The sequence below is a fragment of the Streptomyces sp. ICC4 genome, assembly GCF_003287915.1.
Lineage (GTDB): Bacteria > Actinomycetota > Actinomycetes > Streptomycetales > Streptomycetaceae > Streptomyces > Streptomyces tritrimontium.
The window spans coordinates 8,550,164-8,574,964 of record NZ_CP030286.1 but is presented as its reverse complement, the minus strand read 5'-3'; the positions used below and the strand labels follow the sequence as shown (position 1 = coordinate 8,574,964).

22 protein-coding genes and 4 pseudogenes are annotated in these 24,801 nt (G+C 72.8%); 13 read left to right on the top strand and 13 right to left on the bottom strand.

All coding sequences use genetic code 11. From position 1 onward, the window contains the following. Positions 1–54 precede the first annotated feature (54 nt). Positions 55–2,106: a prolyl oligopeptidase family serine peptidase gene (locus DRB89_RS40320; protein WP_112451853.1), complete on the bottom strand. Its 2,052-nt coding sequence runs from the start codon at positions 2,104–2,106 to the stop codon at positions 55–57. 128 nt (positions 2,107–2,234) lie between these two features. Here DRB89_RS40320 and DRB89_RS40315 point away from each other — a divergent pair, with 128 nt between their 5' ends. Further along, the gene (locus DRB89_RS40315; RefSeq protein WP_112453054.1) at positions 2,235–3,542 is read left to right on the top strand and encodes an MFS transporter; all 1,308 of its coding nucleotides are present in this window, start codon (positions 2,235–2,237) and stop codon (positions 3,540–3,542) included. A gap of 297 nt (positions 3,543–3,839) precedes the next feature. On the opposite strand, the gene DRB89_RS40310 is transcribed toward DRB89_RS40315, so the two are convergent. The 3 genes and pseudogenes from DRB89_RS40310 to DRB89_RS40300 all read right to left on the bottom strand — a co-directional run. Further along, positions 3,840–4,427, bottom strand: a complete 588-nt coding sequence (locus DRB89_RS40310; protein ID WP_112463715.1) for a hypothetical protein — start codon at positions 4,425–4,427, stop codon at positions 3,840–3,842. Between the two features lie 135 nt (positions 4,428–4,562). Beyond that, positions 4,563–5,915 carry a serine-threonine protein kinase gene (locus DRB89_RS40305; RefSeq protein WP_112454386.1) on the bottom strand — a complete coding sequence of 451 codons (1,353 nt, stop codon included), beginning with the start codon at positions 5,913–5,915 and terminating at the stop codon, positions 4,563–4,565. A 113-nt stretch (positions 5,916–6,028) separates the two neighbouring features. Further along, positions 6,029–7,192, bottom strand: a pseudogene (locus DRB89_RS40300) (DUF1343 domain-containing protein); the annotation flags it as partial. A 417-nt stretch (positions 7,193–7,609) separates the two neighbouring features. Here DRB89_RS40300 and DRB89_RS40295 point away from each other — a divergent pair. Then, complete coding sequence (locus DRB89_RS40295) at positions 7,610–8,095, top strand: hypothetical protein (protein ID WP_112452759.1); 486 nt, start codon at positions 7,610–7,612, stop codon at positions 8,093–8,095. A gap of 112 nt (positions 8,096–8,207) precedes the next feature. Continuing rightward, positions 8,208–8,375, top strand: a complete 168-nt coding sequence (locus DRB89_RS46470; RefSeq protein WP_204357934.1) for an SDR family NAD(P)-dependent oxidoreductase — start codon at positions 8,208–8,210, stop codon at positions 8,373–8,375. Between the two features lie 129 nt (positions 8,376–8,504). Here DRB89_RS46470 and DRB89_RS40285 read toward each other — a convergent pair whose 3' ends face one another. Next, positions 8,505–8,993, bottom strand: coding sequence for a peroxiredoxin (locus tag DRB89_RS40285; protein ID WP_112452760.1), 489 nt, complete (start codon positions 8,991–8,993; stop codon positions 8,505–8,507). Positions 8,994–9,036: 43 nt separating this feature from the next. Further along, a complete protein-coding gene (locus tag DRB89_RS40280) occupies positions 9,037–10,602 on the bottom strand; it encodes an oleate hydratase (protein ID WP_112452761.1) in 1,566 nt (521 codons plus the stop codon). A gap of 220 nt (positions 10,603–10,822) precedes the next feature. Between DRB89_RS40280 and DRB89_RS45565 the strand changes: the two are divergent. Together DRB89_RS45565 and DRB89_RS40270 are read left to right on the top strand one after the other, a co-directional pair. Continuing rightward, positions 10,823–11,005, top strand: a pseudogene (locus DRB89_RS45565) (1-acyl-sn-glycerol-3-phosphate acyltransferase); the annotation flags it as partial. A 34-nt stretch (positions 11,006–11,039) separates the two neighbouring features. Then, entirely contained in the window at positions 11,040–11,213 is a 174-nt protein-coding gene (locus DRB89_RS40270) for an LPXTG cell wall anchor domain-containing protein (protein WP_112463713.1), read from the top strand. Between the two features lie 67 nt (positions 11,214–11,280). Here the strand turns inward: DRB89_RS40270 and DRB89_RS40265 are convergent, their stop codons facing one another. Then, entirely contained in the window at positions 11,281–11,628 is a 348-nt protein-coding gene (locus DRB89_RS40265; protein WP_239516624.1) for an N-acetyltransferase, read from the bottom strand. Positions 11,629–11,905: 277 nt separating this feature from the next. Between DRB89_RS40265 and DRB89_RS40260 the strand changes: the two genes are divergently transcribed. After that, complete coding sequence (locus tag DRB89_RS40260) at positions 11,906–13,549, top strand: DNA repair helicase XPB (protein ID WP_112454019.1); 1,644 nt, start codon at positions 11,906–11,908, stop codon at positions 13,547–13,549. On the opposite strand, the gene DRB89_RS40255 is transcribed toward DRB89_RS40260, so the two are convergent. Both DRB89_RS40255 and DRB89_RS40250 read right to left on the bottom strand, forming a co-directional pair. After that, a complete protein-coding gene (locus tag DRB89_RS40255) occupies positions 13,507–14,319 on the bottom strand; it encodes a glycosyltransferase family 87 protein (protein WP_239516622.1) in 813 nt (270 codons plus the stop codon). The genes DRB89_RS40260 and DRB89_RS40255 overlap by 43 nt on opposite strands. A gap of 29 nt (positions 14,320–14,348) precedes the next feature. Continuing rightward, complete coding sequence (locus DRB89_RS40250) at positions 14,349–14,618, bottom strand: hypothetical protein (RefSeq protein ID WP_162688414.1); 270 nt, start codon at positions 14,616–14,618, stop codon at positions 14,349–14,351. A gap of 203 nt (positions 14,619–14,821) precedes the next feature. Here DRB89_RS40250 and DRB89_RS40245 point away from each other — a divergent pair, with 203 nt between their 5' ends. Next, complete coding sequence (locus DRB89_RS40245; RefSeq protein WP_162688935.1) at positions 14,822–16,048, top strand: hypothetical protein; 1,227 nt, start codon at positions 14,822–14,824, stop codon at positions 16,046–16,048. Further along, positions 16,045–17,826 (top strand): caspase family protein, encoded by a 1,782-nt coding sequence (locus DRB89_RS40240; protein ID WP_112463711.1) that lies wholly within the window; start codon positions 16,045–16,047, stop codon positions 17,824–17,826. The genes DRB89_RS40245 and DRB89_RS40240 overlap by 4 nt, the downstream gene beginning before the upstream one ends. Here the strand turns inward: DRB89_RS40240 and ureC are convergent. Continuing rightward, positions 17,826–18,056: pseudogene (ureC, locus tag DRB89_RS40235) on the bottom strand (urease subunit alpha); the annotation flags it as partial. The gene DRB89_RS40240 and the pseudogene ureC overlap by 1 nt on opposite strands. 511 nt (positions 18,057–18,567) lie before the next feature. Here ureC and DRB89_RS40230 point away from each other — a divergent pair. Then, positions 18,568–18,909 (top strand): annotated as a pseudogene (locus tag DRB89_RS40230) (PRC-barrel domain containing protein); the annotation flags it as partial. Positions 18,910–18,995: 86 nt separating this feature from the next. On the opposite strand, the gene DRB89_RS40225 reads toward DRB89_RS40230, so the two are convergent. Beyond that, positions 18,996–19,781: a hemolysin III family protein gene (locus DRB89_RS40225; protein WP_239516620.1), complete on the bottom strand. Its 786-nt coding sequence runs from the start codon at positions 19,779–19,781 to the stop codon at positions 18,996–18,998. A 220-nt stretch (positions 19,782–20,001) separates the two neighbouring features. On the opposite strand from DRB89_RS40225, the gene DRB89_RS40220 reads away from it, so the two are divergent. Continuing rightward, the gene (locus DRB89_RS40220; RefSeq protein ID WP_204357944.1) at positions 20,002–20,562 is read left to right on the top strand and encodes a hypothetical protein; all 561 of its coding nucleotides are present in this window, start codon (positions 20,002–20,004) and stop codon (positions 20,560–20,562) included. A 674-nt stretch (positions 20,563–21,236) separates the two neighbouring features. Here the strand turns inward: DRB89_RS40220 and DRB89_RS40210 are convergent. Beyond that, positions 21,237–21,668 carry a sortase gene (locus tag DRB89_RS40210; RefSeq protein WP_112452865.1) on the bottom strand — a complete coding sequence of 144 codons (432 nt, stop codon included), beginning with the start codon at positions 21,666–21,668 and terminating at the stop codon, positions 21,237–21,239. 342 nt (positions 21,669–22,010) lie between these two features. Beyond that, complete coding sequence (locus DRB89_RS40205; protein ID WP_112451356.1) at positions 22,011–23,183, bottom strand: DUF3344 domain-containing protein; 1,173 nt, start codon at positions 23,181–23,183, stop codon at positions 22,011–22,013. A gap of 103 nt (positions 23,184–23,286) precedes the next feature. On the opposite strand from DRB89_RS40205, the gene DRB89_RS40200 reads away from it, so the two are divergent. The 3 genes from DRB89_RS40200 (at position 23,287) to DRB89_RS40190 (ending at position 24,533) form a co-directional block, all read left to right on the top strand. Continuing rightward, complete coding sequence (locus DRB89_RS40200) at positions 23,287–23,541, top strand: chaplin (protein WP_162688934.1); 255 nt, start codon at positions 23,287–23,289, stop codon at positions 23,539–23,541. Between the two features lie 117 nt (positions 23,542–23,658). Next, positions 23,659–24,069 (top strand): rodlin, encoded by a 411-nt coding sequence (locus DRB89_RS40195; RefSeq protein ID WP_112451357.1) that lies wholly within the window; start codon positions 23,659–23,661, stop codon positions 24,067–24,069. Positions 24,070–24,299: 230 nt separating this feature from the next. Then, a complete protein-coding gene (locus DRB89_RS40190) occupies positions 24,300–24,533 on the top strand; it encodes a chaplin (protein ID WP_112451358.1) in 234 nt (77 codons plus the stop codon). Positions 24,534–24,801: the final 268 nt, after the last annotated feature.

Here is a 24,801-nt window from a genome sequence, read left to right as displayed (position 1 = left end):
TGACTCTGCCGCGCCCGCACCGCCCCGCACCGCCCCGCACCGCACACCGCACGCTCACCTCTTCGGGGTCAGCCGCTCCCACAGGAAGGTGTGGACGAGCGCCTCGTTGAAGGCGGTCTGCCCGTGGTCGGTGGCGCCCGCGTGGCCGCCGCCGAGGTGCTCGTGGAACAGCACCGGGTGCCCGAGCTCCCGCAGCCGGGCCGCCATCTTGCGGGCGTGGCCGGGGTGGACGCGGTCGTCGCGGGTCGAGGTCAGCAGGAGCAGCGGCGGGTACGCGGGCCCGTCCGTCCGGATCTGGTGGTACGGGGAGATCCCCTCCAGGTGGGGCCGGTCGGCCGGGCTGTCGGGGTCCCCGTACTCGGCGATCCAGCTGGCTCCGGCGAGCAGCTTGTGGAAGCGGAGCATGTCCATCAGCGGCACGTGCGCGACGACCGCGCCGAACAGCTCCGGGTCGCGGGTGAGCATCGCGCCCATGAGCAGCCCGCCGTTGCTGCCGCCCTCGATGCCCAGCTGCGCGGGCGTGGTGACCTCCCGGGCGACGAGGTCCCGGGCCACGGCCGCGAAGTCCTCGTAGGCCCGGACCCGGTTCGCGCCGAGGGCCGCCTTGTGCCAGTCCGGCCCGTACTCGTGGCCGCCCCGGATGCCCGCGACGACGTAGGTGCCGCCGCGCGCGAGCCAGGCGCGGCCGGTGACCGCGCTGTAGCCCGGGACCATGGAGATCTCGAAGCCCCCGTACCCGTAGAGCAGGGTGGGCCCGGGGCCGGGGCGGTCCTCGGGTCCGACGAGGAAGTACGGCACCTTCGTGCCGTCCGCGGAGGTCGCGAAGTGCTGGCGGACGGTGAGCCCGGCGGTGTCGAAGAGGGCCGGGCCCTGCTTCACGCTCTCGTCGGCGCCGGCCGGCGCCGTCCCCCGGTAGAGGGTGGACGGCTGGAGGAAGCCCGCGACGTTCAGGAAGAACTCGTCGCCCACGTCCGGGTCGGTGCCGGTGACGGAGGCCGTGGACAGCGGGGGCAGGCCGGCCAGCGGCGCGCGCTCCCAGCCGTCGGGGCCCGCGCCGGGGGTCAGGATCTCCATCCGCGAGGAGACGTCGGCGCTGGTGGTGAGGATCAGGTGGTGGCGGGTCCAGCTCCAGCCGGCGAGGGCGGTGTGCGCGTCCGGGGCGAACAGCACCGCCGCCTCCCGCTCCCCCGCCAGGAACGCCTCGAAGTCGAAGGCGAGCAGACTGCCCGCGTCGTGGCCGAGCCACGGGGACTTCGGGGCGACGATCAGCCACTCGCGGTGCACGGAGGCGCTGGCGTCGTCCGGCACCTCGATCTTCAGGGGTTCGGCGGCCTTCGGGGGCTCGGCGCCGGTCCCCGCCTCGGGGAGGAGGAACAGCTCCTGCGTCCAGAAGTCGATCTGCCGGTGGACGAAGTCCCGTTCGAAGCCCGGAGTGTCGTCGTGCCACGCGGAGGCGTTCACGTCCGTCGGCCGGCCCTCGTAGACCGTTTCGGCCTCGGCCAGGGGGGTGCCGCGGTGCCAGCGGCGCGCCTGGAGGGGGTAGCCGGACGGGGACATCGAGCCGGGGCCGAAGTCCGTGCCGATCCAGACCCGGTCCCGGTCGATCCAGCCGATCCGGGTCCTGGCCTCCTCGACCTGGAACCCGTCCTCGACGAACTCCAGCGCCTCCAGGTCGAACTCGCGCACCACGCAGGCGTCCGCGCCGTCCCGCGAGAGCATGACCAGGGCGTGGCGGTGATCGGGAGCCAGGACCGCGCTGCCCGCCCAGGCCCACTTCTCTCCCTCGGCGGCGGCGAGCGCGTCCAGGTCCAGGAGCGGCTCCCAGTCGGGCCGCTCCTTGCGGTACTCCTCCAGCGTGGTGCGACGCCACAGGCCGCGCACGTGGTCGGCGTCCTGCCAGAAGTTGTAGAGGTGGCGGCCGCGGCGGCGCGCGTAGGGGATCCTGCCGTCGTCGTCGAGGGCCTCGCGGATCCCTGACTCCAGCACCTTGAAACCGGGGTCGGCCGCCAGCGCGGCCACCGTCTCGGCGTTGCGCTCGCGGACCCAGTCGAGGGCGGCCTCGCCGGATACGTCTTCGAGCCAGAGGTAGGGGTCTGCATCGCTCATCCGCCGATTGTGCAGGATCGGCCGGCGTGACTCCGACCGCGGGGACGCCCGGCCGGGCGGTCCGGGGACGGTCCGGGGGTGGAAAAGCCGTTGCCCCGGTCGAGGCCGGGCACCGACGATGGACCGTCGTGAGCAGATCCCGTTTCGCCTCCGTACTCCCCGACCTCGCCCCCTTCCGGTCCAGCCCCGACTTCCGGCTGCTGTTCTACCAGGGCACGGTCACCTTCTTCGGCTCGTTCATGGCCATGATCGCGCTCCCGCTCCAGATCAAGCACCTGACGGACTCACCGCTCGCGGTCGGTGCGATGGGAGCGGTGGAGCTGGTCCCGCTGGTGGTCTGCGGCCTGTACGGGGGCGCCCTCGCCGACTCCGTCGACCGGCGGCGGATGATCCTGCTGACCGAGGCCGGACTCGGGGTGCTCGCCCTCGTGCTCCTGGTGAACTCGGCCCTGCCCGATCCGCTGCTGTGGCCGCTGTACGTGGTCGCGGCCGGCGTGTCCGCGCTGACCGGGCTCCAGCGGCCCGCCCTGGACTCGCTGATGGCGCGGATCGTGCCGCACGACCAGCTGACCGCCGCCGCCGCGCTCAACGGGCTGCGCTACCAGTTCGGGGCCATCGCGGGCCCGGCGCTGGCCGGGCTGATCGTCGCGTTCGCCGGATACGCCTCGGCGTACGCGCTCACCGTCGCGGGGTTCCTCGTATCGGTACTGCTGTGCCTGCGGCTGCGACCGGCTCCGCCAGTCCGGGGCGCCGAACCCCCCTCGCTGCGCGCCATCGCCGAGGGGGCGCGGTACGCGTGGAGCCGCCCGGTGCTGCTCGGAACGTACGCCGTGGACCTGGCGGCGATGCTCTTCGCGTTCCCGAACGCGATCTTCCCCTTCCTCGCGGACGAGCTCGACGCGGTGTGGGCCCTGGGCCTGATGTACGCGGCGGGCGCCGTGGGCTCGATGGCGCTCGGGCTGACCAGCGGCTGGGTGTCGCGGGTACGCCGGCACGGGCTGCTGGTGGTCTGCGGGGCGGGCGTCTGGGGTCTGGCGGTGGCGGCCGCGGGCTGGTCCGGCCACATCTGGATCGTGCTGCTGTGCCTCGCGGTGGCCGGTGCCGGCGACATGCTGAGCGGGCTGGGGCGCGCCACGATCTGGAACCAGACGATCCCCGAGGAGCTGCGCGGGCGGCTGGCGGGCATCGAGGTGCTCTCGTACAGCGTCGGCCCCCAGCTCGGCCAGGTCCGGGCGGGCACGATGGCCGGTTGGACCGGCACCCGCACGGCCCTGTGGAGCGGCGGCCTGGCCTGCGTGGCCTCGGTGGCACTGCTGGCCGCGCTGCTGCCGAAGCTGATCTCCTACGACGCGGACACGGACGAGGACGCGCTGCGCCGCCGGGCCGCGAAGGAAGCGGAGCCGAGCGGGGCGGAGCCGAGCGGGGCGGCGGCCTGACGGGGAGGCGGCCTGACGGGGAGGCGGCCTGACGGGTCGGGTCCGGACCTGGCGCCTATAAGTGGGTCGTCGGCAGCGTCGAAAGTGTATAAGAGCCGGACTCCACCAGGTCCTGCGGGGACAGCGGCACGGCCGCCCCGTCGCGGGCGCCCCGCGAACCGTTCAGCGACACCAGCAGCGGCGCCGGCGCCCCGGGCCCGGACACCCGCCCTGACACCGGAGGTCGCCCGGGCCCTGACACCGGAGGCCGCCCGGGCCCGGACACCGGACCCGGCTCCCGCCCCGGCCGCGCGGTGCTCACGCCGCCCCCGCCAGATCGGCCCCGGCCAGCGCCGAGTCCGCCAGCGCCGGTCTCGGCACCACGATCCCGCAGCCCGCGCACACCGGCCCGTCCCACGCCCACACCGCGGTGGCGGGCGCCACCGCCGGCCAGTGCAGCTCCCGCGCCCCGCAGACCGGGCACACCGTGCCCGGCTCCGACTCCAGCGCCACCACCAGCCGCCGCAGCACCTCGCCCAGCGCCCCCTGCGGCCGGACCCCCGGATCGGCGCACCGCACCACCGCGTCCCCGCTGCCCGCCCAGGCCCACTCCGGCCGCCGCAGCCCGTCGTGCTTCTCGCGCCGGCGCCGCGCCGCGAACTGTCGTTCGTACTCCAGCCAGACCGCCCGCGCGTCCTCCAGCTCCTCCAGCGCGGCCACCAGCCGCGAGGGGTCGGCCGCCCGGTCCTCGGGGCCGATCCCGTGCCGGGCGCACAGGTGCCACCAGGTCGCGCGGTGCCCGTACGGGGCGAACCGCTCCAGGCAGCGGCGCAGCGAATGGCGCCGCAGGGCCCCGTCGTTGTGCGCGTCACGCACCTGGTAGGCCAGACTCCGGAAACCCGCCATCACCCTTCACCTCCGTCGAGCGCCCAGCGCCGAGCGCCGCGCCCGCCGCGCACCGCGCCGTGAGCCCAACATGCCCTGCCCGGTGTGGGCGCATGCGGGGGCGGTCGAGGCGTGCGGGTGGCACATGGCCGGAACTCAGCGCCCCATGCGCCCCGCCACGACCACCAGCCGGGCCAGCTCCTCGTGGCAGATGTCGCTGTGCGCCCCCGAGGGGGCCCCGCCGCGCCGGACCACGGAACCGGCGTCCACGCTGACGCAGCCCGCCGCCGGCAGACCGTCGCGCAGGGCCGCGTCGAGGGTCAGCCGAGGCGCCCCCGGGACCCCCCGCACCCCGTCGTGCCCGATCGCGCCCCACCGCTCGTCGAAACCGAGGAGACCGGCCGAATCACCCGCCATCCGGGAGGCCAGCGGATAGAACACCTTGAGGGAGGAGTCGTAGGAGGAGTGGCAGGCCGTCACCGGGCCGTCGACCCGGTGCTGCAGCCCGCGCAGGGCCCCGCCGCGGCCCCGGTCGTGGGGCAGGCTGTCGGCGAACGCGTAGTGGGAGAAGGCGCCTTGGAGGAGCGTGAGGGACTTCACGTTCCGGGCCCCGGCCGGCAGCGCGCGCAGCGCGAAGGACACCACCCGGCCGCCGAAGCTGTGCCCGATGAGATGGACCCGCAGGGCCGGCCGCCGGTGCGCCAGCTCCGCCAGCACCGGCCCGAGCCCGTACTGGCCGACCACCCCGGCGCGGGCCTTCATCTGGTAGTACGTGGCCTGCCGCAGCACCTCCTTGGCGCCGCTCCACAGCGTCCGCAGCCCCGGGCCCGCCGAGGGGCCGGGTGCGGCGGGGCCCTCGGGGCAGGCGGCGCCCGCCTCGGCCAGGGCATCGGTGAACTCCCGGCACACCCGCAGCACGTCCTCGGTGAGGAAGGCCGGGACCTCGCGCGCGGCGAAGGCCGACCCCAGGTCGTCGCCCGCGCCCACCCCGTCCACCCCGGCGAGCTCCCTGACCAGCGCGCCGAACTCGGTGAAGGCGCCCTCCAGCGCCGGCCGCTCCTCCAGCAGTTCGGCGATCCGGTCGAGCTCCGCGGCCCGGCCCGGCCAGAACGCGCCGAGCGCCCGGCGGGTGGCCGGCGCCAGGGCCGTCCCGTGGCCCGGTTCCGCGAGCCCGTCGCGCGCGCCGAGGGCGTCGAGGGCGTCGAAGTCGGGTATCGGCTCGTCGGAGAACCGGATCGAGGGCCACACGACCCCCGCGTACCCCAGTCGCACCCCGGTCCCCACCAGATCCGCGAAGGGGGCGTAGAACCGGTCGAAGAGCCGCGTCGCGGTGGACCGGTCGGAGTTCCATCCGTGGGCGAAGACCAGCAGGTCGGTCGCCTCGATCCCGAAGACCGCCTCCCGCGCGCCCGGGGCCGCGTCGCCCTCGGCGTCGTAGGTCAGTTCCACGTACGGTCCGGCCCCGATCCCCGCCGCGCCCGCAGCCGCCGTCGCACCGATGTGCACCATGACGTCCCCCTCCACGCCGTGTCCTGCCGACAGCATCCTGCGCGGACCCCCGCTCGGCCAGCCCCCTCGCAGCTCCCGCGCGGCCGCCGGTCGGCGCCCCGCGCGCCACCGGCTCACGGATAGAGCAGATAGCCCTCCCGCAGCGCCGCGAAGCCGGCCAGCTCCGCCGCCCAGTCGGCCGCGATCTCCTCCACGCCCGCCCCCGCGTCGACCATCACCCGGACCCGGTCCGACCCCGTCAGGCGGTCGATCCAGTGGTCCGCGCGCCACGCGAAACCGCTCCACGTCCGGCGCGCGGTGACCAGCAGCCCGATCCCGGCCCGGACCGGATCGAAGGCCTCCCGGTCGTGCACGATCAGCCGGACCCCGCCGCAGAGCCTCCCCGAGTGCTTGGAGAAGGAAGGCGTGAAATACGCCTCCCGGAACCACACGCCGGGCAGTCCCAGCGCGTCCGCCGCCTCGGCCCACCGCCGGTCGGCGCCCTCCGCCCCGACGAGCTCGAACGGGGTGGCCGTACCGCGGCCCTCGGACAGGTTCGTCCCCTCGAGCAGGCAGGTGCCGGCGTACGCGAGGGCCGTGGCCGGGGTCGGCATGTTCGGGCTCGGCGGCACCCAGGGCAGGCCCGTCCCGTCGAAGAAGGACTCCCGCCGCCACCCGGTCATCCGCACCACCCGCAGCCGGACGGGCCGCACGGCGGGGCCGCTCTCCCGGAGGAACTCGCCCGCGAAGAGCCCGGCCAGCTCGCCCGCCGTCATCCCGTGCGCGAGCGAGATCGGCTCCCGGCCCACGAAGCTCGCGTACGGGCGCCGCAGGACGGGCCCGGCGGCCCGTACGCCGCCCACCGGGTTGGGCCGGTCCAGCACCACCACCGCCTTGCCGGCGAGCGCGGCCGCGCGCATGCAGTCGTAGAGGGTCCAGATGTAGGTGTAGAAGCGGGCGCCGACGTCCTGGATGTCGAAGACGACGGTGTCGACGCCGGCGGCCGTGAAGACGTCCGCCAGGCCCTGCCCGCTCTTGCCGTACGTGTCGTACACGGGCAGGCCGGTCGCCGGATCCCGCCCGGTCCCCTCCGAACCGCCCGCCTGTGCCGTCCCCCGGAAGCCGTGCTCGGGGCCGAAGACCGCGACCAGGTCGACGCGTTCGTCGGCGTGCAGTACGTCGACCAGGTGGCGGGCGTCCGCGGTGATCCCGGTGGGGTTGGTGACCACCCCCACCCGCTGCCCGGCCAGCGCGGCGTACCCGTCGGCGGCGAGCCGCTCGAACCCGGTCCGCACCCGCTCGGCGGGGCCGGCGGTCCCGTGTCCCGCGACCCCGTGCCCGGTTTCCCCGTGCCGGGCAGTGCCCCGTGCCCGGTGTCCCCGCGACCCCGCCGCTCGAGCGGGGAGAACGCGACAATCGCCCGACCGGAGCCCGGCTGCCCCGGTGCGCACCTCTTCAGCCAGATTTGTCACCCACGGCCGTGCCCGCGCCGCTCCGGGACCGTGCCGGGCCGCGGGTCCGGCACGGCCGCGGCACCCGCCGGCACGGTGATCAGGCCAGCGGGAGGCCCGGGCCGGGACCGGTGTCGGGTGAATCGAATTTGCCACCGTCACATCCGCCCCCTCGACGGACGACCGACCGGACTTGTTGAGTCATGTCGTGGTTCAGCGCGATTCGCGCACCGAGCCCTCTGTCATCCCGTTTGAGGAGACTTCATGCGCATGATCCGACCCGCCCTCGCCCTCGGCGCCACCGCCCTCGCGCTGGCGACGGCCGCCGCCGGACCGGCCTCGGCCGCCGGACCGTCACCCGCCCCGGCGCCCAAGGCCCCCACCTTCTGCACGTACGTGGTCGACACCGGCGAGGGCGGCTGCTTCGCGACGAAGGCCCAGGCCGCCGAACTGGGCGCGCGGGCCGACTACAAGGACCTCGGGCGGATCTGGAGCGACGCCAACTCCGGCGGCAGCGAGTTCACGTTCCGGGGGAGCGTCGGCTGCAACTGGCGCTACCCCGAGTTCAACGACCTCGGCAAGTGGGGCTGGAACGACACGGTGAGCTCGGCCCAGGGCATCACGTGCCCGATCACCCTCTGGGAGCACAAGGACTTCCGCGGCGCCCACCAGACGTACTACGGCTACAACGCGTACGTCGGTGACGGCATGAACGACAAGGCCACCTCGGTCAGTTTCGACGTCCGCTGACCGGCACGGCCGAGACCGGGAGATACCGGTCTCGGCCGTGATCGGCTCCCGCCGTCCGCGTACGGTGTCCCGGCAGCGCGACGTACGCCGCCACGACGAGGGGAGACGGGCCATGAACGCGGTCGACTACCGGGGCCAGACCACACTGATCACGGGCGCCGGCTCCGGGCTCGGCGAGGAGTTCGCGCGCCGGCCGGCCGCCCGGGGATCCGGCCCCGTCCTCGTCGCCCGCCGCGCGGACCGGCTCGAGGCGCTGGCCGGCGAGCTCCCGGCCGCGTAAGGCATCAACGTCGCCAGCATGGGCGCCTACCAGCCCCTTCCCCACATGGCTGTCTGCGGCGCGAGCAAGGCCTTCGTGCTCAGCTTCACCGAAGCCCTCTGGATGGCCGTCGGCGGCCGCCTCCTGAGCTCAGCCGGCGGCGGTCACGCCGGCCAGCTGCTCCGCGATCACCTCGGCGGACGGGAACCTCATCCCGAGCGTGCCGACGTGCTTCCAGTGCAGGGTGCCGTCCGGCGCGACGACGAAGACGGCCCGCCGCAGGCCGATCACGGGGGCGGCGATGCCCAGGGCGCGCGCCACCTCCCGGTCGGTGTCGGCGAGCAGCGGCATCCGCAGTCCGCGGGACCGGGCGAAGGCCTCGTGGCTGTCGACGCCCTGCGGGCTGATGCCCCACACCTGGGCACCGCACGCGGCGAGCGCCTCCAGGCCGTCGGAGTAGGAGCACAACTGCGCGGTGCACACGGGGGTGTTGTCGCCGGGGTAGAAGGCGAGAACGACCGGGTTGCCGCGCTGTTCGCCGAGCGAGTACTCCCCTCGTACGAAAACGTCCTCGGTGAGTTGGCCGCCGGGCAGCGAGAAATCGCCCACGACATCGCCCACGTCCGGGATTCGGGTCACGATGGCCGCACCTCTCTGTCGTCGAGGGGCGTACGCTACCCGCTCAGCGGCGGTGCATCGTGTGCAGGGCTTCGAGGAGCACCTTGGGGTCGTGGCCGCCCTTGTAGACGGGGGGCGGCTGCCGGTCCAGGCGGAGCAGCCCGGCGACGGCGGTCCAGGCGGTGCGCACCGAGTACTCGACGGTGAACACCACGTCGTCGGGGACCTCGGCGTACTGGCCGATGAAGGCCAGGTTGGTGGACCCCTCGGGGACGACCCGGGGCCGGTCGCCCGCCTTGCGGACGAGGAACTGGCTGGTGATGTACGGCATCAGCGCCGGCCGGACGATCGAGGACTCCAGGATCTGCTCGCTCTGCTCGAGGCGCAGGTGTCCGAGGACCTCGCTCAGGATCTCCCGGCCCGTGCACGCGGCCATCGTCTTGCCCACGTGGTCGCCGGTCTTGTCGGGGAACAGGGCGTAGCCCCACCAGACGTACGTGTCCTCGGGCTGCTCGTGGAAGTGCGGCTGGTGATTGAGGACGATGGTCAGCAGCCAGCCGGAGTCCTTGAAGGTGATCAGCCCGCCCTTGCCGGCCTCGCTGCCGGAGAACTCCTCCATGGCCTTGAAGAAGGTCGGGTCCTTCGTGGTGACGGTGAAGGAGCCCCAGGTGGAGTCCGCGACGGAGGAATCGAAGACCGAAGGGTCGCCCAGGTGGGGGCGCTTGGCCGCCAGGGTCTGCCACAGCCGCCACGAGGCGTCCGGCGCGGAGGTGTCCAGCACGGCCGGGGAATCGGTGGAACCGAGGGTCGAGTTCGCGGTCATCGAGCCGTTGGTGACGAACACCAGGTCCTTGGGGCCGACGGGGATCCGCTCGGCCGCGCCGTCGCGCGTACAGGAGAGGGAGGTGACGGTGACGGCGTCGCCGTCGGCCAGCTCCACGTCGGTCACGGTGGTGTTCATCGCGAACGAGACGCCGTTGGCGCGCAGCCAGGACTGGAGCGGGCGCACGATCGAGTCGTACTGGTTGAAGCGGGTGCGGTAGATCCCCGACATGGTGTCGAAGGTCTTGAAGAGGTGCACGAACCGGTTGAGGTAGCGCCGGAACTCGATCGCCGAGTGCCAGGGCTCGAACGCGAAGGTGGTGCACCACATGAACCAGAAGTTGGTGGTGAAGAACTCCGGGGTGAAGCAGTCGGAGATGCGCTTGCCGTCGAGGCGCGACTCGGGGGTGGCCACGCACGCGACCAGGTCGAGCCGGTCGCGCTCGGAGAACCCCATCGATCGGGTGTCGACGCGGTGGCCGTCGGAGTCGACGAGGCGGGCCTTGTCGTTCCAGGCGAAGTCCTCGTGGAAGGCGAAGGTGTCGTCGGTGACCGAGGTGCCCGGCGCGTCCAGGGAGGGGATGGAGCTCAGCAGGTCGTAGGTGCACTCGAAGTGCAGCTCGAACATGCGGCCGCCGCGCATGGTGTAGCCGGTCTCGGGGTCTCCCGCCGCGTCCAGGCTCCCGCCCGTGCGGTCCTGGGCCTCCAGGATCGTGATGTCGGAGCCCTCGAACCGGCCCTCCCTGATCAGCAGCGCCGCCGCCGACAGGGAAGCGATGCCCGCACCCACCAGATAGGCCTTGGCCACGACGCTTCTCCGCTCACCGGGGCCGCACCGGCCCCGGTCGGCCGAGCGGTCACCCGGCCAGCCCACCATCCGGGGCGGACCGTCGCGACCCGGGTGCGCCATTGGGGCGGCGGAGCCCACCGCTCCACCACCGGCTCCGGTCACAGCACTAGTACGGACCGCCGCGGAAGTACAGGGACCCGGACGGGCGGGGGCGGTCGCCGCGTTCGTGCGCGGCGACGGGGCCTGGAAGGTCCCCGCCGCCGGACCCGTCATCCTGGCCGTGAACCACTCCCACAACATCGACGGACCCATGGTCATGGGCACCGCCCCCCGGCCGCTGCACTTCCTGATCAAGAAGGAGGCGTCCGTCGGCCCGCCCGGCCCCTTCCTCGACGGGATCGGGCAGGTGAAGGTGGACCGCCCCGGCGCCGACCGGCTCCGCGACCACCACCCCGGTGGCCTCCGCGACCCCGACCGCGGCCAACACCCCGGCCGCGACCGGCGCCCTGGCGCACACCGGCTCCGACTCCAACACGGGCCTGTACACCGGTCTGGCCGGCGCGCTCATCGCCCTCGGCGGCGCCGCCGCCTGGCTCGGCGCCCGCCGCCGCAACGCCGTCCGCGGCTAGGCCGTCTCAGCCAAGCGCGCGGGGCCCGGCACACCACGTGCCGGGCCCCGCGCCGTCGTGCTCCCGCTCAGCGGGCCGCGCAGTCGATCCGGTCCGCCGCGAACGGCCACGCCCCGGCGAGCCAGGCCGTCACGGCCTCGTACAGGGTCTTGTCCAGCGCGGCCCGGTCCCCGCGCACCCAGGACGTCACGTGCACGCGCCCCGGGTCGCCCTTGGCCGGGTAGATGTACAGGCACCCGACGACCTCGCCCTTCCCGTCCGCGCCCTTCCCGTCCGCGTCCTCCAGCACGCTGTACGTGAACCCGCGCCGCTCGGCGAAGTCCTTCGCGTGGCGCACCAGGTCGGCGAGGTTCTCCTCGGCGCCCATCCCCTCCGGCGGCGGCCAGTCCCCCAGGAAGCCCGGGGTCGCGCGCACGCGGCGATGCTCCCGCTCCAGGCGGCGAGGTCCCCCTCGTTGTGCTCGGGCCCGAGGGGCTCCAGCCGGAAACCGTCCCCGACGAGCCCGGCGGGCACTTCGAACACGTCCGCCGCCGGTACGAAACTCTGCTGATCAGTGCTCATGCGGCGACCCTACGCAGCCCCGCCCGGGGAGCACGCTTCGGCCAGTACCACGCACCCCGCGGAGCGATACGGCAGACTGGAGGTTTGGCCGTCCGCGTTCGGGCGGTCCTCCCGTGCCGAAAGGGATGTGCGTGAACGGGCCCCTCATCGTCCAAAGCGACAAGACGCTCCTCCTCGAGATCGACCACGAGCTCTCCGGAGCCGCGCGTCGTGCCATCGCGCCGTTCGCCGAGCTGGAGCGCGCTCCCGAGCACATCCACACGTACCGGATCACCCCGCTCGGCCTGTGGAACGCGCGGGCCGCCGGCCACGACGCCGAGCAGGTCGTGGACGCGCTCGTCGAGTTCTCCCGCTACCCCGTCCCGCACGCGCTGCTCGTCGACGTCGCCGAGACCATGGCCCGCTACGGCCGCCTCACCCTCTCCAAGCACCCCGTCCACGGACTGGTCCTGACCAGCACCGACCGGCCGGTGCTGGAGGAGATCCTGCGGTCCAAGCGGATCGCCCCGCTCGTCGGGGCGCGGCTCGACGCCGACACCGTGGCCGTGCACCCCTCCGAGCGCGGGCAGATCAAGCAGACCCTGCTCAAGCTGGGCTGGCCGGCCGAGGACCTCGCCGGGTACGTCGACGGCGAGGCGCACCCGATCGAGCTGGACGAGAACGGCTGGTCGCTGCGCCCGTACCAGCAGCAGGCCGTCGAGGGCTTCTGGCACGGCGGCTCCGGCGTGGTCGTCCTGCCCTGCGGCGCCGGCAAGACGCTGGTCGGCGCGGGCGCGATGGCGAAGGCCAAGGCGACGACGCTGATCCTGGTCACCAACACCGTCTCCGCCCGCCAGTGGAAGAGCGAGCTGATCAAGCGGACCTCGCTGACGGAGGAGGAGATCGGCGAGTACTCCGGCACGCGCAAGGAGATCCGGCCCGTCACGATCGCCACGTACCAGGTCCTGACGACGAAGCGGAAGGGCATCTACCCGCACCTGGAGCTCTTCGACTCCCGGGACTGGGGCCTGATCCTCTACGACGAGGTGCACCTGCTGCCGGCGCCGGTGTTCAAGTTCACCGCCGACCTCCAGGCGCGGCGGCGGCTCGGGCTGACGGCGACGCTGGTGCGCGAGGACGGGCGCGAGTCCGACGTGTTCTCGCTGATCGGGCCCAAGCGGTTCGACGCCCCGTGGAAGGAGATCGAGGCGCAGGGCTACATCGCGCCGGCGGACTGCGTCGAGGTGCGCGTGAACCTCACGGAGGCGGAGCGGCTCGCGTACGCGACCGCCGAGACGGAGGAGAAGTACCGCTTCTGCGCGACCACCGCCACCAAGCGGAAGGTCACCGAGGCGCTGGTGCGCAAGCACGCGGGCGAGCAGACCCTGGTCATCGGGCAGTACATCGACCAGCTCGACGAGCTGGGCGAACACCTCAACGCCCCCGTCATCAAGGGCGAGACCTCCAACGCGCAGCGCGAGAAGCTCTTCAACGCCTTCCGCGAGGGCGAGATCAGCGTGCTGGTCGTCTCGAAGGTCGCGAACTTCTCCATCGACCTGCCCGAGGCCACGGTCGCCATCCAGGTGTCCGGCACCTTCGGCTCGCGCCAGGAGGAGGCCCAGCGGCTGGGCCGCGTGCTGCGCCCGAAGGCGGACGGCCACGAGGCGCGCTTCTACTCGGTCGTCGCGCGCGACACCATCGACCAGGACTTCGCGGCGCACCGCCAGCGCTTCCTGGCCGAACAGGGCTACGCCTACCGGATCATGGACGCGGACGAGCTGCTGGCGAGCGACTGACCCGCGTCGCGCGGGGCGTCCTGCTTCGCGAGGAGGCAGCGGCGCCGGCGCTGGACGGCGGCGAGCAGCGCGGTGAGCACGGGGACGGCCCAGACCCACAGGTGGGGCCAGTCCAGCAGGACCGAGCGGCCGTCGGCGGGCAGGTGGCGGGACCAGAAGTCGGCGGAGGCCTGCGGGAGGACGAGCAGGCCGAGCAGGCCGGTGCCGGCGAAGGCGCCCAGCCCCGTCAGGCCGGCCCGGACGCGGCCGGTCAGCAGCAGGTACGGGATCACGAGCGCCGGGGTCAGCGTGATCCCGGCGGCCGTGCCCAGGGCGAAGCCCTTGCCGAGGGCGGCGCTCGGCCTGCGCAGGTCCCACAGGACCGGGCAGGCGAGCGCCAGGTTGATCTGGCCGGTCAGCGGGGTCTGGAACAGCGGTTCCAGCCACAGTCCGGCGACGGTGGCGGCCAGGACGGCGCCCGGCCTGGTCCGCAGGCCCGCCAGGCGGCAGGACAAGAGGATCAGCAGGGCGAGCAGGCCGGCGTCGCCCAGGACCAGGACGGCCTTCAGTACGCCGGTCGGCAGCCAGGCGGCCGGCGTGAACAGGATCGCCGCGAAGGGCGGATACGCGGCGGGCGGACGCCACTCGGAGGCGGAGAAACCGTGGACGAGGGCATCGGCGGTCGGGATGCGCAGGGCGATGCAGAGCACGCCCAGCGCGAGCAGCAGGCCCGCGACCAGCACACCGGCGCGAGGTGACGGCAAGCGGCTGGTGTCGGGACTCGGGGTCACGGCGTGACCTTAGCGGGTCCGGCGACGGGTCACCGGCACGGACCGGGGACCGGACCGGGGACCGGACCGAGGACCGGACCGGGGCCGCGCGAGGGGCGGGGCCGGACGGGACCGGGCGGGCCGTTGGGAACAGGACGGGCGGGCTGGACAGCGTGCCGGGCGTAGGGCCCGGTCGCGGTGGCCTCCGGGAGCGGATCGAGGGCGGCGGCGACGGCGGCGTCCGTACCGGAGCCGGCGAGTGCGGGGGCGGCGAGGAGGGCGAGGGATATCGCCGCTCCCACCGCAGCGAGTCTGCGCAAGGGGGCTGGCCTTTCCGGGAGTTCGGATCGAAGCGCGAGTAATATTTCACATGTCACAGGTGATTGATAGATGTGGGTGCGCGCGAAGCACGAGAACCCGCGGAGCACGCGAACCCGTGAACTCGACGTTCCAGGGGCCCTGTTCGCCGAGCGGCGCTATCGTGCCGAGCGGGGGGACGACGGTGCGAGGGGGCGGAGCCGCGATGAGATTCCTGTTTGTGCACGGCACGGGGGTGCGGCGCGAGCGGCACGACACGCTCTTCGCGCTGGTCCGGGACCGGCTGACCGCCCGGTTCCCCGACGCCTGCGTCGACTCCTGCTTCTGGGGCGAGCGCTTCGGCGCCACCCTCGGCGCCGACGGCCGGTCCGTCCCCGGACTGCGCGCCCCCGACGGTGCCCCGGTCCCGGGAGACCCCGAGACCGCCGAATGGGCCCTGCTCGTCGCCGACCCGCTGTGCGAGCTGCGGGTGCTGGCCGAGGCCGGCTGGGAGACCGGGGCCGACGACCCCTTCGCCATGCCCGGCGTCCGCTCACCCGGGGCCCGGGTGCTGGACCTGCTGGCCGGCGTCTGCGGGGTCCCCGACGGCGGGGAACAGGCCGCGCTGCTGCTCGGCACCGGTCTCGCCGCCGGCTTCCCCGGAGCCCTGGAGTCCGTCGCCCGCTCGGCCGAGGCCGCCCGCGCCGGCGCCCGCGCCACCGAGCAGCCGCACGCCCGCGAGCTGGCCACCGCCCTCGCCCGCGCGGTGACCGCCGCCGCGCTCGCCTCGGCCGGAGCCGAGGCCGACTGCACCGGAGCCGAGCGCGACCGCCTCGTCGAACTGCTCACCACCCGCCTGGGCGGCGACGCCCGGGTCCCCGGCGCCCGCGCCGCGGCCGTCCTCGGCCGCCTCGCCCAGCGCGTCACCACCCAGCCGCTGCTCAACGCCTGGCGCGGCTCCCTCACCGTCGGCAGCGCCCCCGCCCTCGGCGACATCCTGCGCTACCAGGCCCGGGGCGCCGACCTGCGCGCCTTCCTCGGCGAACGGATCACCGCCGGGCAGGGACCGACCGTGCTCATCGGCCACAGCCTCGGCGGCGTCGCCCTCGTGGACCTCCTCGCGCTCGCCGCCGCCCGCGGCGAGCCCGTGCCCGGAGCCGCGCTGCTCGTCACCGTCGGCTCGCAGGCGCCCTTCCTCCACGAACTCGGGGCGCTGGCGGGGATCGAGCCCGGCGCGTCCCTCCCGTACGCCTTCCCGCGCTGGCTCAACGTCTACGACCGCCAGGACGTGCTCTCCTACCTCGCCGAGCCGGTCTTCGCGGGTGACCCGCGCGTCAGCGACCACGAGATCTCCAGCCGCCAGCCGTTCCCGGCCTGCCACAGCGCCTACTGGAAACAGGACGCGCTCTACGCGCGCATCGAACAGGCGGTGGGCGAAGCGGAGACCGGGTGATCCCCCAGGGATTCCTGCCCCCGACCCTGGGGCCCGGGCGCACCTTCGCGCTCGTCGCCGGGGTCGAGAGCTATGCCGTCAGCCACCACTGGAACCTCCACGGACCGGCCCGCGACGCCCTGCGGTTCGCCCGCTGGCTGACCGGGCCGGGACAGGTGCCGCCGGACCACGTGAGGCTGCTGCTCTCCCCGCTCGAGGACCCCGACGCCCTCGACTGGGCGGGCTCGCCGGGGCTGGAGGCCCTGCGCGGCACGTACCGGCCCGCCACCGAGGAGAACGCGAAGTCCGCGCTCCTCGACGAACTCCCCGAATGCGACGGTGACCTGCTCTGGATCTTCTGGGCCGGGCACGGCTACACCGATCCGCGCGGCGGTGAGCTGATGCTGCCCTGCGCGGACGCCCGGCCCGGCCGGATCCGCCACCTCAACCTCGACTCCGCGCTGCGCTGGTGGCGCACCGACCTCGTCAAACACCGCCGCTTCCCGCTCCAGGCGGCCCTGGTGGACGCCTGCCGGGTCGACGCCCCGCGCGATGCCCGGTGGAACTTCGGCAGCAGCGACTACGGCGGCGGCGCCACCGTCCCCGGCCGGCGGCAGTTCCGGCTGTACGCCTCCCGGGAGGGCGAGGCCGCGCAGAACGACGCGGAGCGCGGCGCGGGGCGCTTCACGGAGGCGCTCCTCGGGGAACTGGGCGGGCGCTCCGTGCGGGAGGGCGTCGAGGGGCTCGCCGACACGGCCCGCTCCATCCACCGTGCCTTCGGCGAACTGCGCGAGCGCGGAGAGGGCTGGCAGCTCCCGCAGTTCGTCGTGGACCGGGACTGGGACGCCTGCTCCTTCCTCGACGAGGACCAGCCCGGGGTGACGCTGCCGCGCGCGGCCCGCCTGGACCAGGCCGCCTGGGACGGGCTCGGCAGGCTCTTCGAGGGCCGGGACCTGCCCCGGTGCGCCTACGAGGCGTACGTGTGGGCGTTCCGGGCGGCCGGCTGCGCGGCCCCGCTCCAGGGCGGGCTGCCCGGCGACACCCTGCTGGAGGTGGCCTCGGACCTCGACGAACGCCACGGCGGCCCGGACGGGATGCCGCTCGCGGTGCCCTTCGTACGGTTCCTCGGCGAGCGGGCCGGCGCGGGCGACGAGCGGTGGGCGGCCCTGCTGCGCGACTGGGTGAGCACCACCCTCGAACGCCTCGCCCTGCCCGTGCTCCTGCCCCCGCCCCCGCCCGCGCGCAGAACGGCCCTGCACGTGCGGCTGGAGCCGTCGCCGGGCGGCGAGGACGGGTTCCTGGCCCGGATGTGGCTGCGCCGGGACGAGCCGGGGCGGGTGCGGGAGCCGGCGGGCGGGCCCGGCCGCCGGGAGGCGTACGAGCACATCTGGGAGTCGGAGGGCGAGCCCGTCCCGCTGGACGCGGTCCGCGAGGAACTCCTGCGCCGGCTCGGCAGCGCGGGCCGGGCACCGGCCGGGCACGCCGAGGCCGGGCGGCCGCCGCAGGAGGTGGAGCGGATCGAGTTCCACGTGCCGTACGAGCTGCTGGACTCGGACTTCGACCAGTGGCCGGTCCCGCGCGGCCCCCGCGGCCGGCCCCGGCCCCTGGGGCTGCTCTACCAGGTGGTGGTGCGCTGCCCGCAGGAGCGCGAGGACACCGGCGCCGAGTGGCGGGGCAAATGGCGCTGGCTGTGGTCCCGGGGCGGCCGGCACGCCGACGCGGTCCGGGTGGTGTCCGACGGGGAGGCGGGTGACGGGCTCGGCATGGAGCTGGGGGCGGGCCCGGCGCCCGCGCCCTAGGTGGTGTACGAGTGGAGGGGCTGGCCGCCGATGGCGGCGAGGGGGTCCGCGGCGGAACCGGCCTCGTTGAGGGTGGCGGGGTGGATGGGGGCCTGGGCGCCGGTCTCCTCGCAGACGGTGAGGCAGGCATCGATGACGGCGGGGGTGGACCCCCAGTCCTCGTGCAGCTTGAAGCCGAGTGCTCCGCCGCGCAGTTGGGAGTACATGCCCTCGAGGGACATGGTGTTGCCCGCGCCCGCGAACTCGTCGACCAGGGAACCCCGATCGACTCCGCCTGCCGCATCATCATCCTCGAAGACCAACTCGAAGAAGCCCAACGCATCAACGCCGAATACCGCCGCGCCGGCGAATCCTCCGCCCCACCGGCATCGGCATCGGCATCGGCATCGGCCTGAGGTGATCGTGCCCGTCGGCAACGGCGGGCTCCCGATCTTCAAGCATTCCCGAGGTGACGGGGGTGCGCAGGCGCATGACCTCTTCGGCCTCTCCTCTTGCCGCACCCTCCGGCACCGCGAGCCGGACCCGAATGCCCTCCCTGCGCCCGCCGCACGGGCCCAGAGGGCGACGTTCGTACCACTGCGGCCTCGTCGTCCTTCTCGCCGCGGCGGGGACTCCGGCCCGGAATCCTCTGCGGACTCGGTTGCGCAGCAGGCACCGGGGCATGCGGTCGGGCAGACGCGAACCGGTGGTGCACCGAGCCACCACGCCCGGTCGCCGAGGACGAGGACGAGGAGATGCTCTGTGAGCGGAGTGTGGATGTACGCGCAGGACAGCGGCTACACGCCCGGGCAGTCACTGGTGGGATTCACCGTGGAAGCCGCTGACGGTGTCATCGGGCACGTCGACCGGCAGCAGGACCAGCCCGGCATGCAGCACCTGGTGGTCGACACCGGTGTGTGGGTGTTCGGCAGGAGCGTCCTGATCCCGGCCGGCGCCGTCACCCACATCGACACCGAAGCGCAGGCGGTGAAGGTCTCGGGCACGCAGGAAGACATCAAAGCCGCGCCCCGGTTCACCACCGACAGCGAAACAGCCGACCACACCTACCTGTCCGCGGTCGGCGACCACTACGTCTCCCTGCGCCGCCCGCCCGCGCCCGCACCCGAAGCCGGTCGGCAAAGCACCGGCCCCACACAACCGGGCAGGCATGCACCGCCACGTCATCGTGCTCAGTAGGCAGCGAGGAAGACGGCGATGCAGTGCGCGGTGAAAGCTGCCACGGTCAGGGCGTGGAACACCTCGTGGTAGCCGAACCAGCGGGGTGAGGGGTCGGGGCGCTGGAGGGCGTACACGACCGCGCCCGCACTGTAGAGCAGCCCGCCCGTCACGATCAGGGTGAGTACGGCCGCGCCGCCGCTGTGCAGGAAGTCGGGCAGGTAGCGCACCGGTGCCCAGCCCAGGGCCAGGTAGCAGGGCGTGTACAGCCAGCGGGGCGCTCCGATCCACAGGACGCGGAAGGCGATGCCGGCCAGAGCGCCCGTCCACACGATCCACAGGAGGACGGACCGCTGGTCAGGGGCGAGAAGGAGGACGGCGAGCGGGGTGCAGGTGCCGGCGATGATCAGGAAGATGTTGGCGTGGTCGAGGCGGCGCAGGACGGCCTCGCCGAGCGGTCCCCAGGTGCCGAGGTGGTAGACGGCGCTCGTCCCGAACAGCAGCCAGGCGGTGACGGCGTACACGGTGCAGGCCACGGTGGCCTGTGGTGTTCCTGCCATGCAGATGAGTACGATGCCCGCGGCCAGCGACGCGGGGACCATGCCGGCGTGGAGCCAGCCCCGTAGCTTCGGCTTGATCGGCTCCACCAGATCGGCCGCTCGCTCGAGCAGGCCGGCGGGAGGCTCGGAGCCCTCGCTGCCTCCATCCGTCGGTGCGGAGACAACATGGCCGGCTTCGGCGTCGTCCCGGGGCACTACTTCCCGTCCTGACTCGTGCTGCTGGGCATCACTGGCAACCATGAGTCCATGCTAGGAGCCTGTCCGGAGCGGCATTGCCCGAGGTGTGCCGCAGTCCTCCGGCGCGGCATCGCCGGGCGCGGCTGGTTCGGCCGCCTCTTGGTTGCGGGCCTGGCGATCCGCCGCCAACTGGGGCCGTGGAACTCGTGTAATCCGGCGGGTCAGGGGAACGATCTGGACTTCCGAACGGGCCTCTCCGCTCTCCTACGTCCAAGGACCGCCGATGCTTCCCGAGTTCCGCTCCCACGCGTCCGCCCCCCTTTCCCATCAGCTGGAACAGCGGCTGGGACTGGACCCACGCCTCGAAGCCGGCCACATCGACGTGGAGCGCGTCGCGGACATCGCCGTCGTCGCATCGGCACACTCCGACGGATACGCGGCCACCGCACACCTCCTCGGCCTGCTGGCCGCGCTCCCCGCCCCCACCGAGTCCGGTGAGCACTTCTGGTCGGACCTGTGGAGGTCCTCGGGCTCCCTCTACCTCCTGCCCGCCAACATCAAAGCGTGCGTGCTGAGTTCACTGGCAGGAGAAGGCACCGGCCTGGCCGGCCAGATCCTCTCGGCCTTCGACGAGATGACCCCGCCCCAGCGCATCGCGGCCGCAGAAGTCATCGGCCAGGCACTCGCCGAGTCCGACCACCTCCCCGACCTCAAAACGCAGGTCATCGGCGAGCTGTGGCTCCGCGACCTCGAACTCACCGCCTGGCGCGTCCTGCACGCGGACCACAAATCAGCCGACCCGTCCAGGCGGAAGGCCTTCCTCGACGCGTGGACGAGCATCTGATCCGCAACGTCACCCGTGCCGTTCGGCCCCGGCCGCACCCGTAGAACCGATGAGGGGAGGGATCACCGGCGTACCCCTCCTCTCACCCGGCCTTGGGGTACACCGGTACAGCCAGGTTCGGTGGTAGTCCCCTGGGCCGCGCCCTGAACGCCTTCGCGTTCTTCACGGTCCAGTCGAACCTGATCGTGGGCGCAACGTGCTTGCTGCTCGCCATCAACCCGGACAGGTCCTCGACCGTGTTCCGGGTGTTCAGGCTGATCGGCCTGGTAGGAATCACAGTCACCGGCATCGTCTTCCACGTCGCGCTGCGCGGACTGGGTCGCGGCGCCCGGCACGGTCCGGGACCGCCCGGCACGGATTCGATCCCACTCCTAGTGCTGTGGCCGGGAAGGTTTGCCGGGTCGCGGTGTCCGGTGCGGTGCCCCTCCCCCAGCTACCGCCGGGAGGGGCCCCCGGGCGGAGGGCCGCCGCTTGTACTGGACGTACTTCGGTGGTCCGACAACGCGGCGAGGTGCCGTGCCGGGCGCCGCGACCCGGTGAACCTTTCCGGTCACAGCACTAGAGCGGGTGTCGCAGGTACGAATCCTGCCGAGGGCACAAGCGCAAAGGCCCCCAGCCGATCTTGGCTGGGGGCCTCTGGTATCTGCCGCTGGCATCGCCCAGCCGTCCGGGGTTTACCGCGTCAGGTCGGCGTAGAAGATGACGTTGTTCGTGCGGTGGCCGTTCTTGAGGGCGCCGCCGCAGGTCAGGAGGCGGAGTTCGGGGCGGGGGGTGTCGCCGTAGACCTTGGCCGTGGGGAAGGCCTTCTTGTCTACGTCCTCGATCTCGCGGATCTTGAACCTCGCCGTCCTGCCGTCCTCGCGCGGGACCTCGATCACGTCGCCGAGCTTGATGTCCTTCACGTTCCTCATCAGGGCCGGACCGTACTTCGTGTCGAAGTGGGCGACGAGGACGGACACGCCCTTCTCGCCCGGGGTGACGCCCCCGGTCCACCAGCCGGGGTTGTTCGCGTCAGTGTCGGCGTCGGGCACGCCCAGTTCGCCGGCCGCGTCCACCTTCAGGTCGACCATCTTCTTCGCGTCCACGCCCGCCGCGTCGATCTTCATCCCGGTCGGTCTTGAGGTGGGGAGGGAGAGACGGCACAACGGCGGGGGGGGCATAAAGAGAAGAGGCGGGAGTGAGGCAGGGGCGTGGCGGAGGGGGGGGGGGCGTGAGATGTAGGCCCGGGGGCAAAGCGGTCGGGTGTTAGGGAGGGGGGCGGAGATCAGGGGGACGGCATCGTGGAGGGGACGGACGGGGGTGAGGTGGTCAGGGCGGGCATGGAGGGGCTGAGCTAGGCCCCGGGGGGCGGGAGGTGGGGGAGGGAGGGGGGTGAGGGCGGGAGAGAGGGAGAGGAGGGGGGGGTGGGGGAGGAAGGCTGCGTCGGCACGTGGAGTGATCTCCTGCGTTCAGCGGCGCGCGTCTGTCTGAACGAAGAGCACACCGAGGAAATGACCCTGACTTTCACCCGTGAACCCGAAGGTCAGGCTACGGGCGCCACCGGACAGGGCGGGACTCAGATCGAACACGTCCGCGTCATATCCGAGATTGTTTACGTGTTCGGGCTGTCGCACGAACGAGGGACGTCCGAATTCCGTGATCGTGGAATTCATAACATCATTAAAAGGATTTTCTCCGTCACTGAGACTGATCCGGCGTCCGCTGTCCGCGGTCACCGTGAGTGAGTCCCCGAGGGTCCCGCGGTCGCCGTCGTAGGCGACCACGCCGGCCCGCCCCGAAGCCCCGGGCGCGGCGTCCAGACCGGTGAGCCGCACCGTCTCGCCCGCCGCCTCGCCGGCCCCGGCGGCCAGCCCTTCGAAGCCGTCCCAGATCGAGACCCTGCGCACCGGCTCCTGCGGGTGCTCGTAGGCCACGACCAGCGTCCAGCCGCCCCAGGCGCCCATGTCCGAGTGGCCCATGGCGATGTTCAGCTGGGCCACCGTCCACATACCGGCGCCGCCCTTGCGGACCAGCGGCGTCACGTCGGCGGAGGCCTGGTAGGCATCGCCCGCGTTGTCGCTGCGGTGCCCGATCACCGTGTCGGCCAGCACTTCCTTGTACGCGCCGCCCGGCTCGGCGACCAGCACCCGGCCGTTGTCCTCCGGCGGCTTCTGCTCGCCGACCCGCAGGTTGCCGCCCCAGTACAGCCGGGCGTACGAGACCTTCGCGCCCTGCGGGACCTTGAGCTCGGCCCGGGTGGAGTTGTAGGTGTCGGGGTCCTTGTCGACCTCGTCGTAGAACATCTCGTAGTCGCTGTTGGTCCCCGCGGCACCCTTGTTCACCGCGGCGCAGGGCTCGGCCTGCGCGGACTCCTCCTTGCGGCATCCGATCGACGAGTTCGACGCCCGGACCAGGCCGCCGTGCTGCACGGCCTGGTAACGCTGGGTGAACGGAACCCTCGGCGCCTCCTTGCCGACCGGGGCCGCGGCGCCCGCCATGGGCACGTTCGCCGAAAGCGTGAGGCAGGACAGCAGACCGAGCGTTCCGACGATTCTGCGGGAGGAACCCATGACCCTGTCTCTCATTTCGATCAGGGGGACAAAACAGGAGTGAACTTTGTCAGAACTCGGGCTGGAAATCACGCCGGACTCGCCCGTACGGCCTTTTGGGCGATACCACGCACCCTCGGACCGCGCGGGTCGTTATGGGTCTGCAAGATTGTTCGAACAGAAAGGAAAAACGGAGATGAAGAAGAGGCTGGTGCGCGGCACCACCATGGCCGTCGCGAGCGCCGCGATGCTGATGGGCGGCGCGGGCCTCGCCTCCGCGCACGGCGGCGACGGCGCGACGGCGAACGGCTTCACGGGCGAGTCCCCCGGCGTCCTGAGCGGCAACCTGCTCCAGGTCCCCGTCGACGTCCCGGTGAACGTCTGCGGCAACACCGCGAACCTGATCGCCCTGCTGAACCCCTCGTTCGGCAACACCTGCGTCAACGCCTGACGTCAACCGTGCCGCCCGAAACGTCGGCATCCGAGTGAAGACACGCAACCCGAACCGCGGTTGGGCCGTTGATCCGGGTGCTTGAGTACCGGGCAATCCTGCAAAAAAGGGACCATCATGATCAAGAAGTTTGCGGCCGGCGCAGCGGTTGCCGCCTCGTTCGTCGGACTCGGTGCCGCCATGGCCCCGCAGGCCATGGCCATCGGCAACGACCACGGCATCAACACCGTCAACGGCAACGGCGCCTCGCAGATCTACGGCAACCAGGCCACCTACGGCAACATGAGCCCGCAGATGGCGCTCATCCAGGGCTCCTTCAACAAGCCCTGCATCGCGCTGCCCGCCAAGGCCAACGTCCAGTCCGTCCTGGCCCTGGTCAACGTCGGCGTCCAGGACATCCCGGTCCTGTCCAGCCCGCAGAACCAGCAGTGCACCGAGAACTCCACCCAGGCCAAGGGCGACGAGGCTCTCTCGCACATCCTCAGCAACATCCCGGTCCTGTCCGGCAACGCCTCCGCAGGCAGCTGACAGCACCCCGCGCACCGCGCCAGCGAGGCCGTCGCACCTTCGGGTCGCGGCGGCCTCGCCGCATGTCGGGACCCGCATAAGGCCCCGTCGAAATCCGGCCGGAATTCCGGACGCACGAGCATCTGAGTGAATTGGCCGACAGGGCTCAAAAATCCCCGGTTTCTTTTCCCTGATCCACTCGTTGTTAATTCTGCAGCGGATAGACCTCTGCGGGAAGGAATCGAAAACAAATGACGTACAAGAAGGCAGTGGTGCTGGCCGCCGGCATTCTGATGGCCGCCGGTGCCGCCTCCCCCGCCATGGCCGACTCGGTCGCGGAGGGCAAGGCCGTCGGCTCCCCCGGCGTCCTGTCCGGCAACGTGCTCCAGGTCCCGGTGCACATCCCGGTCAACGTCTGCGGCAACACCGTCAACGTGATCGCGCTGCTGAACCCCTCGTTCGGCAACACCTGCGTCAACGCCTGACGAAGCGCCTGTGCCCGCAAGGGCAGACCTCCTCGGGGTGGCCTCGGAGTGCACGGCGGTGCACTCCGAGGCCACCTTCGATTCAGCACCGGCCGCCGTGCCGGTAGACAGGGAAGGACCCATGCGACAGGTACTGAGCCGACAGGTACTGGGCAAGGGGGTGCTCACCGCGGCCGCGGCGTCGAGCCTGCTGTCGATCGCGACCGGCGCGGCCTACGCGCACCCCGGGGCCATGGCCGAGGCCTCGCATTCACCGGGTGTGCTGGCC

Bases quoted from the DNA above. Each gene is read 5' to 3' on its own strand.
- DRB89_RS40320 (WP_112451853.1), bottom strand. From the start codon at position 2,106: ATGAGCGATGCAGACCCCTACCTCTGGCTCGAAGACGTATCCGGCGAG.
- DRB89_RS40310 (WP_112463715.1), bottom strand. From the start codon at position 4,427: ATGGCGGGTTTCCGGAGTCTGGCCTACCAGGTGCGTGACGCGCACAAC.
- DRB89_RS40305 (WP_112454386.1), bottom strand. From the start codon at position 5,915: ATGGTGCACATCGGTGCGACGGCGGCTGCGGGCGCGGCGGGGATCGGG.
- DRB89_RS40295 (WP_112452759.1), top strand. From the start codon at position 7,610: ATGCGCATGATCCGACCCGCCCTCGCCCTCGGCGCCACCGCCCTCGCG.
- DRB89_RS46470 (WP_204357934.1), top strand. From the start codon at position 8,208: ATGAACGCGGTCGACTACCGGGGCCAGACCACACTGATCACGGGCGCC.
- DRB89_RS40245 (WP_162688935.1), top strand. From the start codon at position 14,822: ATGAGATTCCTGTTTGTGCACGGCACGGGGGTGCGGCGCGAGCGGCAC.
- DRB89_RS40225 (WP_239516620.1), bottom strand. From the start codon at position 19,781: ATGGTTGCCAGTGATGCCCAGCAGCACGAGTCAGGACGGGAAGTAGTG.
- DRB89_RS40220 (WP_204357944.1), top strand. From the start codon at position 20,002: ATGCTTCCCGAGTTCCGCTCCCACGCGTCCGCCCCCCTTTCCCATCAG.
- DRB89_RS40210 (WP_112452865.1), bottom strand. From the start codon at position 21,668: ATGAAGATCGACGCGGCGGGCGTGGACGCGAAGAAGATGGTCGACCTG.
- DRB89_RS40200 (WP_162688934.1), top strand. From the start codon at position 23,287: ATGAAGAAGAGGCTGGTGCGCGGCACCACCATGGCCGTCGCGAGCGCC.
- DRB89_RS40195 (WP_112451357.1), top strand. From the start codon at position 23,659: ATGATCAAGAAGTTTGCGGCCGGCGCAGCGGTTGCCGCCTCGTTCGTC.
- DRB89_RS40190 (WP_112451358.1), top strand. From the start codon at position 24,300: ATGACGTACAAGAAGGCAGTGGTGCTGGCCGCCGGCATTCTGATGGCC.